The sequence below is a fragment of the Streptomyces hygroscopicus genome, from assembly GCF_026168105.1.
Taxonomy (GTDB): domain Bacteria; phylum Actinomycetota; class Actinomycetes; order Streptomycetales; family Streptomycetaceae; genus Streptomyces; species Streptomyces hygroscopicus_D.
Genome location: NZ_LBMW01000008.1, coordinates 110624 through 123273, shown reverse-complemented (window position 1 = coordinate 123273; position 12650 = coordinate 110624). Strand labels below are relative to the sequence as shown.

Genomic DNA, 12650 nt, shown 5'->3' with positions numbered 1-12650 from the left:
GGCGAGGCGCCTGCCCGCGACCGCGAAGAAACGTTCCCTCACGGGGCGGTGGCGCGGTGGTTCAGCCGAGCTTGCCGACCTTGCGGGCGCTGAGGTCGATCACGAAGGAACGGGTGTCGATCCAGGCCCCGTTCGGGACCTTCGGGAAGAGCCGCACACAGCGGTGCCGGCCGCACTGGTCGAGGACGGCGGGCTGGGCGCCCGGGACCGCCCGGTAGACGATGCTGGTGAGCATCAGCTGGTCGGGCGAGGTGAGTTGCCTGCCGGTGGCGTCCTTGTAGTCGGCCTTCAGACCCGCGCCGAGCGGGTCGGCTATCAGCAGCCTGGCCGCCTCGGCGTTCTCGCCCGGGCCGAGCGGCGGCTGCACCCCGTGCTGGACGCCGGTCCGTTCGACCTTCCCGGTGGAGAGATCGACGGTCCTGGTGACGAGCGCGTCGTCCTTGTAGTCGTAGAACGTCACCTCCGCGCGACGGGGCGCGTCGGGATCGTCCAGTTCGTTCGCCTCCGGATCGGCGAGGTCCACGCCGAGACGCTGCGGACCCGTCCTGCCCCGGACGTTCTCGCCGGCGGCGAACTGCTGACGGGTCAACGCGATGCTCTCGGCACGCTTGATCTCGTCGCCGGTCAGCGGGTCGCGGCCCTCGCCCCGCGCACCCTCGGCGGGCGCCTGCTCGACGACGCCGGGCCCCGCCGCCCCCTGTTGCTGCTTGTCGGCCTGACGGGCGGAGAGTCCGCCGCCCTTGCCGCCGGACTCCTCGGCCGACACCGAGCCCGGCAGTGTGATCCCGACCATCACGGCGGTCCCCGTCACCGCAATGGCCGCACCCGCCACCACCTTGCCCAGATGGCGGCGCACTAACTTGCCCACATTTCCCCCTACTCCCCCTATGGTCCTGGGAGTGGCTCAGGCCCCGCTGGTTCGGCATGCCGCGGCTGCGCCGGTGGCTGCGATTGCCGCGTATGCACTGGTCGGCCGGTAAGAGGGATGTAAGTCATGGGAGGTTCCCCGACTTTCGGGGAAACTCCACTGCAAGGCGCCCCCCGGGGCCAGAACAACTGGGAGAGTCGTATCCATGCAGGTCTGGCCTGGAGAGGCATATCCGCTCGGCGCCACCTACGACGGTGCCGGAACCAACTTCGCCGTCTTCTCGGAGGCCGCCGACCGGATCGAGCTGTGTCTGCTCCACGACGACGGCTCGGAGACGGCGGTGGAGCTGAGGGAGACCGACGCGTTCGTACGGCACGCGTATCTGCCGGGGGTGATGCCGGGACAGCGGTACGGGTTCAGGGTGCACGGCCCGTACGCACCCGAGCGCGGGTTGCGCTGCAACTCGGCGAAGCTGCTGCTCGATCCGTACGCGCGCGCCGTCAGTGGGACGGTGAGGTGGGGCGAGGAGGTGTACGGCTACCCTTTCGGATCACCTGACAAGCGCAACGACCTGGACTCGGCGCCCCACACCATGGCGTCCGTGGTGATCAACCCCTACTTCGACTGGGGCGACGACCGCCGGCCGCACACCGAGTACCACCGCACGGTGATCTACGAGGCCCATGTGAAGGGCCTGACGATGCGCCACCCCGCGCTGCCCGAGGAGCTGCGGGGGACCTATGCGGCACTCGCCCACCCGGCGATCATCGAACACCTCGCCGAACTGGGCGTGACCGCACTGGAACTGATGCCCGTGCACCAGTTCGTCAACGATCACCGTCTGACGGACATGCGCCTGAGCAACTACTGGGGCTACAACACGATCGGCTTCTTCGCGCCGCACAACACGTACGCCTCCTGGGGCGACCGCGGCCAGCAGGTCCTGGAGTTCAAGTCGGCCGTCCGGGCGCTGCACGAGGCCGGCATCGAGGTCATCCTGGACGTCGTCTACAACCACACCGCCGAGGGCAACCACCTGGGACCGACACTCTCCTTCCGGGGTCTGGACAACCCCTCGTACTACCGGCTGACTGACGACCCGCGGTACTACATGGACACCACGGGGACCGGCAACTCGCTGCTGATGCGCTCCCCGCACGTCCTTCAGCTGATCATGGACTCGTTGCGCTACTGGGTCACCGACATGCACGTGGACGGCTTCCGCTTCGACCTGGCGGCGACGCTGGCACGGCAGTTCCACGAGGTGGACCGGCTGTCGTCGTTCTTCGACCTGGTCCAGCAGGACCCGGTGGTCTCGCAGGTGAAGCTGATCGCCGAGCCGTGGGACGTGGGCGAGGGCGGCTACCAGGTGGGCAACTTCCCGCCCCTGTGGACCGAGTGGAACGGCAAGTACCGCGACACGGTACGGGACCTGTGGCGCGGGGAGACGCGCACGCTCGCCGAGTTCGCCTCCCGGCTGACCGGGTCCTCGGACCTCTACCAGGACGACGGCCGCCGCCCGCTGGCCTCCATCAACTTCGTCACCTGCCACGACGGCTTCACACTGCACGACCTGGTCTCGTACAACGACAAGCACAACGAGGACAACGGCGAGGACAACCGCGACGGCGAGAGCCACAACCGCTCCTGGAACTGCGGGGCCGAGGGCGGGACCGACGACCCCGCGGTGCTGGAGCTGCGGGCACGGCAGATGCGCAACTTCATCGCCACCCTGATGCTGTCCCAGGGCGTGCCGATGCTCAGCCACGGCGACGAGTTCGCGCGGACGCAACAGGGCAACAACAACGCGTACTGCCAGGACAACGAGGTCTCCTGGGTGGAATGGCCCGAGGACGGCAGTGATCTGCTGGAGTTCACGCGCGCGATGGTGTGGCTGCGCCGCGACCACCCGGTCTTCCGCCGGCGCCGCTTCTTCCACGGCCGCCCGGTGCAGGGCACGCACGACGAACTGTCCGACATCGCATGGTTCACCCCGCACGGCGAGGAGATGACCCAGCGGGACTGGACGTCGGCGCAGGCCGGAGCGCTGACCGTGTTCCTCAACGGCAACGCGATCTCCGAGCCCGGCCCGCGCGGGGAGCGGATCACCGACGACTCGTTCCTGCTGATGTTCAACGCCTCGCCGAGGTCGCTGGAGTTCGTGGTGCCGGTCGACCACGGGCGCCAGTGGCAGGTGGTCGTCGACACGTCCGTGCCGGAGGGGGTGACGCCCGGCACCGGCAACAAGATCGAGGCGGGGGGCCGGCTGACACTGGTGGACCGGAGCCTGACGGTGCTGCAGCGGCCTGCCTAGTTGTGCCCTCTCATGACGTTGGTTCCTCGCCGTCAGGCCTTTCGGGCGTAGGACGCGAGGCGTTCGGCGAGCGCGATGACGAGGTCGCGCAGTTCATCGGGGCGCTCGATCACGAACGGACGGTCCAGTGAGGCGAGCGCCGGAGGCAACCAGTCAAGCCGCTCCATCCGTAGTTCGACGCGCAGCCAGCGCTCGGTCGCCCGGTCCTTGTCTGCCATGGGCTCGTGCTCCTCCAGGCTCGCGACGCCGGCGGGAAGGTGGGCGCGGATCTGCTCGACTGTCCCGTGGATCCGCAAGGTCACCTCATGCCGGTACTCGGCCGTGGCGAACCCCGACAACACGCGCTGTGCCGGATCGGGACCCACGGGCGCCTCGAATGAGCCGGGCAGGGTCCGCGCGTCTGCGATGCGATCGAGCCGGAAGGTTCGGTCCTCGCCGATCTCGGGGTCGGTGCCCGTGACGTACCACCGGCCCGCATGGGCGACGATCCCGTACGCGTGCAGCGTGCGTTCGCTGCGCCGGCCGCAGCGGTCGGTGTATCTGATCGAGACCGGTCGGCGGTGGCGTACCGCATCAGCGATGGTAAGCAGGACCTCGGCGTCCGGGGTGTCGAACTCAGCGGGCTGATCCGTGAAGGCGAGAGCCTCCAGGAGTGTGGCGAGCCGGCTGGTGACGTGTCTGGGCAGCACCCGCCGGATCTTGGCCGAGGCCGTCTCGCTCGCGGTGTGAGCCGCCGTCGTCAACCCTGCTCGGCGGCCGGCGACCAGGCCGAGCAGCACGGCCAGCGCCTCGTCGTCGCTGAGCATGAGCGGAGGCAGACGGTACCCGGGGGCGAGCCGGTACCCGCCGTAGCGGCCGCGCACCGACTCCACGGGCACGTCCAGGTCGATCAGCTGGTCCACATACCGCCGCACGGTGCGCCCTTGGACGCCGAGCCGGTCGGCGAGTTCGGCCACCGTCCGGGTACCGCCCGACTGCAGCAGCTCCAGGAGTGTCAGCACGCGGCCAGTGGGTCGAGGCACGCGCACAGCCTAACCCGAATACAGGACCGAATCTGTCCACTATTTCTCCTAGCCTGCGACGTGCACGACTCCAGCACAGCCAAGGAGATCCCCATGGACTTCGTCTCGATCCGCATCATCACCAGCGACGTCACGCGCCTCGTCGAGTTCTACGAGCGAGCCACCGGGGTGCCGGCGACGTGGGCCACCGAGGACTTCGCCGAACTCAAGACCCCCAACGCCGCCCTCGCGATCGCCGGCACCCGCACCGTCCCGCTGTTCGCCCCGGGCTCTGCCCGCCCGGCGGACAACCACAGCGTGATCACCGAGTTCCTCGTCGACGACGTGGACCGCGTTCACCAGAACCTGACCGGCTTCGTCACCGACTTCGTCAACGAGCCCACCACCATGCCCTGGGGCAACCGGTCGCTGCTGTTCCGCGACCCCGACGGCAACCTCGTCAACTTCTTCACCCCCGTCACCCCGGCGGCCATCGAGAAGTTCGCACGCTGACGCCACGCACAGTCGCTCACGCGGGAGCCCTGAGATCCCAGGGCTCCCGATGAACTGCATCCGCCGAGTCCAAGCGCGCCACCAGCAGGGGGCAGCGGAACGCACCGCTGACCCCCGAGGGACGTCTGCGGTTGTGCCTGCGGATCGACGCCGGTCGGTCGCCCACGTTGCCGCCGAGGCCGGGCAATCGCGCCGCTGCCCGGCCAAGTGGTACGCACGCTGGCGAACTCACGGTGAAAACGGCCTGCTTGACCACTCTTCCCGCCCCGCCATCAGCCCGGCCCGCACCGCCGAGGACACCCGGGAGTGGGCCTACGTCCGCGACTACACGTCCGAGCACGAACGCCACGCGGCGCTCGCCGACTTCCTCAACTACCACAGCCACGAGCGCCCGCACGCCGGCCTGGGCGGGAAGCCACCCATCAGCCGGACCTCCGGCAGCGACTACCGCGTCACTTTCGACCAGCCGCCGGAACCGCTCGACACCCTCCCGCAGCAGCTGACGTTCGAGAACCTCGTGGAACCAGCGTCCTGAGACACCACACCCAGTACTCACACCGGGAGGGCGTTCCGCGGGCCGGGAAGCGGGCGACGAGGGACGGCGAACTGCGGCGCGTCTGTGGCAGGAATCCGGATGGGGCGGGTACGTAGGTTCTCATGACACCTGAGCGTCCTGCCCCGCCGGTGCCGACGGCCACGTACCGGCTACAGCTGCAGCCGCAGTTCCCGTTCGGCGCGGCCGAGGCGGCCGTGCCGTACCTGGCCGCACTCGGCGTCTCGCATCTGCATCTGTCGCCGGTCCTTCAGGCCGTCCCCGGGTCGACGCACGGCTACGACGTCACCGACCCCGCGCGCGTGCGCGACGAACTGGGCGGCGAGGCCGGGCTGCGCTCCCTGGCGCGCGCGGCGCGGGAGCACGGGCTCGGCCTGGTCGTTGACATCGTGCCCAACCACATGGCCATGTCCCCGCGCCACAACCGCCCCCTGTGGGAGGTGCTCCGCGAGGGCCCGGCGTCGCCGTACGCACGCTGGTTCGACATCGACTGGGAGGCGCAGGGCGGACAGGTGCTGCTGCCGGTGCTGGTGGGACGGCTCGGCGAGGAGATCGCGCATCTGAAGGTCGACGGGGACGTGTTGCGCTACCACGACCATGAGTTCCCGCTGCGCGAGGGCACTCGATCGCTGCCGCTGCCGCGGCTGCTCGATGCCCAGTGGTACCGCCCGGTGTGGTGGCGGCTGGCCCGCACCGAGCTGAACTACCGCCGGTTCTTCAGCATTTCCGAGCTCATCGGGGTACGTGTGGAGGACCCCGAGGTCTTCGCCGCGACGCACGGCACGCTGCTGCGGCTGCTCGACGAGGGCGTGGTCGACGGTCTGCGCGTGGATCACCCGGACGGCCTGGCCGACCCGGACGCCTATCTGCGGCGCCTGCACGAGGCCACCGGCGGGCGCTGGACGGTCGTCGAGAAGATCCTCGCGGCCGACGAGCGCCTTCCCTCCGCGTGGCCGGTCGCCGGCACCACCGGGTACGACGCGCTCCGGCATGTCGACGGGCTGTTCACGGACCCGCAGGGCGCCGTGGAACTGCTCGGACACTACCGGCGGTTCGCGGCACCGCCGGGCGACAGCGGCGGGCACTGGCCCTCCACGGTGCGACGCGCCGCCCGCACGGTGATCACGCACGAACTGGCCGCCGAGGTGGACCGCCTCACGCGTGTGGCGAGCCGCCTGTGCGCCGCGTCCCCGGACCCCGCGCTGCGCGACCACGCCCCCTGGGCGCTGCGCACCGCGCTGCGGGAACTCCTCGTCCGCCTGGAGGTGTACCGGCCGTACGCCTCCGAGGACGCCGCCGCGGTGGTCACCGAGCAGGCCGCCGCCGAGGCCCGTGCCGCCTTCCCGGTTGCCGAGGAGGCACACGCGGTGAGCGTCGTACGGGACCTGGCGCTCGGTCGGGCCGGGGACGGGCCCGCGCGGGAGGAGTTCCGGGCGCGGTTCGCGCAGACCGCGTCGGCACTGCGGGCCAAGTCCGTGGAGGACACGGCGTTCTACCGCTATGTGCCGCTGCTGTCGGCGAACGAGGTCGGCGGCGAGCCCGGCGCCCCTGCCGTCTCCCCGGCGGACTTCCACGCCTACTGCGCGCGCGTGCAGCGCGACTGGCCCGCCACCGGCACGGTGCTGTCGACGCACGACACCAAGCGCAGCGCGGATGTACGGGCGGCGCTCGCGGTGCTCGCGCAGTGCCCCGAGCGCTGGGCCGACGTGCTGGCCGAGGTGACCCGCGCGGGCGGCGGCGGGCCCGACGCGCAGCTGGCGTGGGCGGCGTGGCAGACGCTCTTCGGGCTCGGCCGGCCCGCCGAGGAGCGCCTGACGGGTGCGTTGCTCAAGCACGTCCGGGAGGCGGGAGTGCACACCACGTGGACCGAGCAGGATCCCGCCTACGAGAAGGCGGTGGCCCAGTTCGTCGCGGACGGGCCGTGCGGGGCGCCCGGGCGGCTCGTGACGGACTTCCGGGAAGAGTTGGCGCCGCACATCCTGGCGAACGTCCTGGGAGCCGCGCTGGTCCAGCTGACCATGCCTGGCGTGCCGGACGTCTACCAGGGAACGGAGGGCGAGTACCGGGCCCTGGTGGACCCTGACAACCGGGGGCCCTTCGAGCCCCGGGAGGCAGGTCCGGACAAACCGGACAAGGCGGAGCTCACCAGGGCGGCGCTCCGGCTGCGCCGGCGGCACCCGGAGGCCTTCGGCACGTCGGCGACGTACGCGCCGCTCACCGCCGAGGGCGCCGGTGCCGCGCATTGTGTTGCCTTCGTGCGTTCCGGGGAGGTGCTCACGGCGGTCACCCGGTTGTCGCTGCGGCTGGCCGAGGCGGGGGGCTGGCGGGACACGTCCCTCACGCTGCCGCCCGGCCGGTGGGCCGATGTGCTCGCTCCCGAACGACGGTTCGAGGGGCACGCACGCGTGGCGGATCTCTTCGCCCGGCTGCCGGTGGCGCTGCTGGAGCGGACCGGCGGGGCGTGAGTCGCTGGAGCGTCGTGCGCCCCGGAGGGCCGTCGTGGCCGTGGGGACCTAGGCGTCACATGTCCCGCCCGGGAAGTCCGTGGGCGCCGGTAGCCCCCCGATCGTGGCCGAGAAGGGCGGCGGGCAGGTGCTCGGCGTCCACCTGGTGGGCCCGCATGTCTCGGAGACGATCGCCGAGAGCCAGCTGATCGTCGGCTGGGACGCGAAGCCGTCGGACGTGGCCCGCCATGTGCACCCGCACCCCACGCTCTCGGAGGCGGTCGGGGAGAGTTCCTCACGCTCGCCGGGCGCGGACTGCACCAGCAGTGAGCGCCCCCGAGGGCGCGCCCGCGCCGTCACCCGCAACGCCGTCCCCGCGCGCGGGGCGTTGTACCGTCCCGCGCGCGGGGCGCGGCTCAGTGCGGCAGTCCCGGCACCCGCCGGTCCGCCGCCTTGTCCGACAGCGCGAACACCGAGCCGGTCCGCGCGGCCAGGTCGCAGGTGTTCGAGAACGTGTGGCTGTAGTCGACGAGACGGCCGCTCCACTGGCCGCGTGCGGACACGGTCACGGGCGCGTAGATCATCGGGCAGAACGTGTTCTTGCTCGGCGGGATGCGGCCGATGTCCCCCCGCACCGCGTCGAGTTCCGCGCACGCCTGGACGGCCCGGGCGTGTCCGTGGGGCGGGTTGCACATCAGCATCGTGCCGCGGATTTCCCTGGAACGGGTGTCGCCCTGGGAGACGGTCAGATAGAGCCAGTTGCCGGTCGTGACCGGGCGGGGCGCGGCCTGGGCCGGCACCGTGGTGAGCAGGGCGGACGCGGCGAGCAGGGCGCCGCGCAGAGCCAGGGTCGTCTTCGTCACTCTGTATGCATCGGCACCGCGGTTCCCGGACTCCAGCCGGAATCACCCGAACGGGACCGCGCGGGCGCACCCCGCCCGGCCAGTTCGAAGACGGCGAGCACCACGCGCGCCTGGTACTCGGCCTGGCGGGCGACCGGGATCCAGCGCGCCCCATGGCCGTCGTGGTAGTCCGCGCACCATGCGTCGATGAGCGCGTCCAGCTCCGGCAGGACACCGGACGCCGCGCTCCCTGCGGCCCTGGCGAGCTGGTGCAGCAGCCCGGCGGTGCGCAGCGCGACCCGGCGGCCCGAAATGCCGAGGGCGGTCAGACGGGCACGGTCGAGCGGCGGCAGCGGCCGTTCCCCGGCTTCGTACGTGTCGGGGTCCCAGGAGTCGGCGAGTCCGGGGCAGACCAGTAAATAGTCGTCGACCGGGGCGAGCATCCGGGCGGCATCCGGCACGGCGGCCAGATGGGGACGGATGCGGGCCGTGAGGGCTTCCAGGAGGCGTGTGTCGCGCCGCAGCGTCCGGCTGACGGCCCTCAGTTCACCGTCGGCGTCCGGGTGCGGAGACCCGTCCTCCACGGCCGGCACACCCCACATGGGCGCCTCCACGACCGCCGTGACGGTGCCGTAGCGGTGCGGGTGGAACCAGGTCGACTCGACCGCGGCCTCGGTGATCGCCGCGGCGAGGTCGCCGCGGCGGGGCGGCGGGATGCGGTACACGGCGGGCCCGAGGGTCGGCCAGTACAGGGTGTCGTACGGCCCGAGTTCGCGCGGGATGCCGAGCCGGGCCGCGGCCTGGGCGAGCCGCTGGGCCACTCCCGGCAGGTCGTGGGTCAGCTCGACGAAGCCGCCGCCGACGTCGACGCCGTGCAGGGAGCACTGGAAGAAGGGCCGCAGCTCGTCCTGGAGGTGGAGGAGAGCACGGGTCTCCGGCAGGGCGGCGCGCTCCGCGCCGTCGGGCAGCCATTCGGGCTGCTCGAGGAAGCCCGGGCGAAAGAAGTGCCGGAAGTACCGGCCGAGGGTGTACGGGCCCGACAGCCAGCCCTCGTTGCGGCGCGCGCCGTCCGGGTCGAGGCACAGCAGCAGGTTCCAGGTCGCGTCGGCCTGCTCGCCCAGCCGGGGGTCGGCCAGCGCCCGCTCGGCCAGACGCAGGACGGTGGCACCGCCGACGGGCTCGTTGGCATGGGGTCCGGCGACGACAAGGGCCTGGCGGCTGCCGTGGCCGACGGAGAGAAGCCACAGGGGGGTGCCGCCCCGGGAGGTGCCGACGCGGCGCAACCGGGCGTCGCGCGGACGGCGGGCGACGAGCGCGGCCGCTCTCGCGGCGAGTTCGTCCACGGTCGGGTAGCGGAGGAGTGGCGGCAGAGCGCACCTCCACTCTGTGGTGACGTCGGTTCACCTGGTGTGCATGGTGTACGCACAGTCAGTCACGGCTCGGGAGGTACGTCAACACCGCCGGAGGCAAGGCGCGTCGGCCGGGACGGGGCGGCGCTCCGGCCGTGAGGCGCACCCGGCGCGCCCGGGAAGGAGCCGGTTACTCCGTCGCCAGCCGGAACGCCATCGTCCCGAAGCTCACCTGGTCGCCGTCGCGGACGACCGCGGCGCCGATCACCCGGCGGCCGTTGACCGTCGTGCCGTTGGTCGAGCCCAGGTCGCGCAGGACCCACAGGCCGCCCTGGCGGCTCAGTTCGGCGTGCACACGGGAGACCGTCTCATGGCTGAGCCTGAGGCCGCTCGCGGGGTCGCGGCCGATCCGCAGCGGGTACGGATTGCCCGGGTGCGGCAGCAGCAGCTTGGGCAGCCGCTCGGCCTGCCAGGCCCGTCGCAGCCGCACGGTGAATCCGGATACCGCCTCGACGGTCCCGAACACGATCCGCGTCCAGTTCTTCTCGGCGGGCAGGTCGGCGGTGAGCGCGGCCAGTTCGTGCGGCTGCCGGGCCGCCAGCGCCAGCTCCATGCGCCGGATGAACGTGTCGTGCGACAGGCGCCCCAGAGCGACGCCGTCGCGGAGCACCTTCAGGGCCCTGTCGCGTTCGGCGTCCGAGAGCCGCGCGGGGTAGGTGTGGAACTCGTAGGACGACGTCACGCTGGTGATTGTCGGTCAGTCGGGCCGGAGTGTCCAGAAAACGCAAAGACGACCATGGCCGCCGTCGGGGTCGTTCCGCGTGTCAAATGGATCGATCCGGAGGCGAATTGATCTCGTGTGACGCACCATGGGACCGCTACATCACGATGAGCAGACGAGGGGGATCCGTCCGTGCAGTTCGAGGTGTGGGCACCAGGGGCCGACCGGGTGACGCTCCACTGCGGCGGTGTCACGCGCGCGATGGCGCACGATCCGGAGCGTGCGGGGTGGTGGACGGGCGACGCCGAGGCCGACGACGGCACGCGGTACGGATTCGCGGTGAACGACGGCCCCGTGCTGCCGGATCCGCGTTCACGCCGCCAGCCGGACGGTCCGGACGGCCTGAGCGCGGTGGTCGACCACGGGCGCTACGCGTGGCGTGTCGAGTGGGCAGGGCTCGGGCTGCCGGGCGCGGTGCTGTACGAGCTGCACGTGGGCACGTACACCCGCGAGGGCACCCTGGACGCGGCGGCCGAGCGGCTCGGGCATCTGGTCGAACTGGGCGTCACCCATGTGGAGTTGATGCCGCTGTGCCCGTTCCCGGGACGGCACGGCTGGGGGTACGAGGGCGTCTCGCCCTGGGCGGTGCACGAGCCGTACGGCGGGCCCGAGGCGCTGAAACGGTTCGTCGACCGGGCGCACGAACTGGGACTCGGGGTCGTGCTGGACGTGGTCCACAACCACCTCGGCCCCTCCGGCAACCATCTCCCGGCGTTCGGCCCGTACTTCACGGACACGCATCACACTCCCTGGGGCGCGGCCGTGAACCTCGACGCGCCGGGCTCGGACGAGGTACGTGCCTATCTGATCGGCAGCGCTCTGGCCTGGTTGCGCGACTACCGGCTCGACGGGCTGCGACTGGACGCGGTGCACGCGCTGTGCGACACGCGCGCGGTCCACTTCCTCGAGGAGCTCTCGTCGGCCGTGGACGCGCTGGCAGCCGACGTGGGCAGGCCGCTCTTCCTGATCGCCGAGTCGGACCTGGGCGACCCACGGGTCATCACCCCGCGCGCGGAGCACGGCCTCGGGATGCAGGCCCAGTGGAACGACGACTTCCATCACGCGCTGCACACCGTGCTGACCGGCGAGTCGCAGGGGTACTACGAGGACTTCGCCCGCGCCCCTTTCGCGGCCCTCGCCAAGACGCTCACGGGCGGTTTCTTCCACGACGGCACGTACTCGACGTTCCGGGGCAGGCAACACGGCCGCCCGCTGGATCGTACGCGCGTCTCCGCGCACCGTCTGCTCGGCTACGCCCAGACCCACGACCAGGTCGGCAACCGCGCCCAGGGCGACCGGCTTTCGGCATCCCTCTCCCCCGGGCTCGCGGCGTGCGCGGCGGCCCTGGTGCTCACCGCCCCGTTCACGCCGATGCTGTTCATGGGTGAGGAGTGGGCCGCGGGCACGCCCTGGCAGTTCTTCACCGACCACACCGATCCCGAACTCGCCGAGGCCGTACGGCGGGGCAGGCGCCGGGAGTTCGCGGCGCACGGCTGGGCGGAGGAGGACGTGCCCGACCCCCAGGACCCGGCGACCCGCGAACGCTCCTGCCTCGACTGGTCCGAACCGGAACGCGACCCCCACGCGCGCGTACTGGCCTGGTACCGCAAGCTGATCGCCCTGCGCCGCGCCCAGCCCGACCTCTCGGACCCGGACCTCGGGGACGTGAAGGTCACCTACGACGAGGACGAACGCTGGCTCGCCTTCCGCCGCGGGGACGTCCGGGTCGCGGTGAACCTCGGCAAGGAGCCGGCCCGGGTCCCCGTGGGCGTCCACCCCGCACGCGTACTGGCCACGTGGCAGCCCGTGCAAACTCCGGACGAGAACGGCGTGCTGAACCTGCCGGGCGAGTCGTGCGCGGTGCTGACGCAGGTGTGACGGACGCGCGCGGCGCGAAGACGGGCGCGAGGAACGTGCGCGACGCGGGCGCAAAGGGCGTGCACGGCGCCGGCGCGGGCTCCAGGAACCCTGCGGGACGTGCGCGG

The 12650-nt window shown here is 71.8% G+C and carries 10 protein-coding genes and 1 pseudogene; 6 read left to right on the top strand and 5 right to left on the bottom strand.

Translation table 11 applies throughout. From position 1 onward, the window contains the following. Positions 1-61 precede the first annotated feature (61 nt). Positions 62-868 (bottom strand): Tat pathway signal sequence domain protein, encoded by an 807-nt coding sequence (locus tag AAW14_RS11260; RefSeq protein WP_265562690.1) that lies wholly within the window; start codon positions 866-868, stop codon positions 62-64. Between the two features lie 205 nt (positions 869-1073). On the opposite strand from AAW14_RS11260, the gene glgX reads away from it, so the two are divergent. Beyond that, the gene (glgX, locus tag AAW14_RS11255; RefSeq protein WP_265562688.1) at positions 1074-3182 is read left to right on the top strand and encodes a glycogen debranching protein GlgX; all 2109 of its coding nucleotides are present in this window, start codon (positions 1074-1076) and stop codon (positions 3180-3182) included. 32 nt (positions 3183-3214) lie between these two features. Here the strand turns inward: glgX and AAW14_RS11250 are convergent, their stop codons facing one another. Further along, entirely contained in the window at positions 3215-4204 is a 990-nt protein-coding gene (locus AAW14_RS11250) for a helix-turn-helix transcriptional regulator (RefSeq protein ID WP_265562685.1), read from the bottom strand. A 93-nt stretch (positions 4205-4297) separates the two neighbouring features. Here AAW14_RS11250 and AAW14_RS11245 point away from each other — a divergent pair, with 93 nt between their 5' ends. From AAW14_RS11245 to AAW14_RS11230, 4 genes and pseudogenes are all read left to right on the top strand, one after another. Next, positions 4298-4696, top strand: a complete 399-nt coding sequence (locus tag AAW14_RS11245) for a VOC family protein (RefSeq protein ID WP_265562683.1) — start codon at positions 4298-4300, stop codon at positions 4694-4696. A 133-nt stretch (positions 4697-4829) separates the two neighbouring features. Then, on the top strand, positions 4830-5231 hold the full coding sequence (locus AAW14_RS39725; protein WP_416223286.1) for a leucine zipper domain-containing protein: 402 nt from the start codon (positions 4830-4832) through the stop codon (positions 5229-5231). Between the two features lie 122 nt (positions 5232-5353). Further along, positions 5354-7714, top strand: a complete 2361-nt coding sequence (gene treY / locus AAW14_RS11235; RefSeq protein ID WP_265562681.1) for a malto-oligosyltrehalose synthase — start codon at positions 5354-5356, stop codon at positions 7712-7714. A gap of 88 nt (positions 7715-7802) precedes the next feature. After that, positions 7803-8023 (top strand): annotated as a pseudogene (locus AAW14_RS11230) (dihydrolipoyl dehydrogenase); the annotation flags it as partial. An 86-nt stretch (positions 8024-8109) separates the two neighbouring features. On the opposite strand, the gene AAW14_RS11225 reads toward AAW14_RS11230, so the two are convergent. The 3 genes from AAW14_RS11225 to AAW14_RS11215 form a co-directional block, all read right to left on the bottom strand. Beyond that, positions 8110-8556, bottom strand: a complete 447-nt coding sequence (locus AAW14_RS11225) for an SSI family serine proteinase inhibitor (protein ID WP_265562680.1) — start codon at positions 8554-8556, stop codon at positions 8110-8112. Beyond that, positions 8553-9878 (bottom strand): M14 family zinc carboxypeptidase, encoded by a 1326-nt coding sequence (locus AAW14_RS11220; protein WP_265562678.1) that lies wholly within the window; start codon positions 9876-9878, stop codon positions 8553-8555. The genes AAW14_RS11225 and AAW14_RS11220 overlap by 4 nt, the downstream gene beginning before the upstream one ends. A 196-nt stretch (positions 9879-10074) precedes the next feature. Further along, positions 10075-10626, bottom strand: a complete 552-nt coding sequence (locus tag AAW14_RS11215) for a DUF1707 and FHA domain-containing protein (protein WP_265562676.1) — start codon at positions 10624-10626, stop codon at positions 10075-10077. A gap of 171 nt (positions 10627-10797) precedes the next feature. On the opposite strand from AAW14_RS11215, the gene treZ reads away from it, so the two are divergent. Further along, on the top strand, positions 10798-12543 hold the full coding sequence (gene treZ, locus AAW14_RS11210) for a malto-oligosyltrehalose trehalohydrolase (protein WP_265562674.1): 1746 nt from the start codon (positions 10798-10800) through the stop codon (positions 12541-12543). Positions 12544-12650 lie beyond the last annotated feature (107 nt).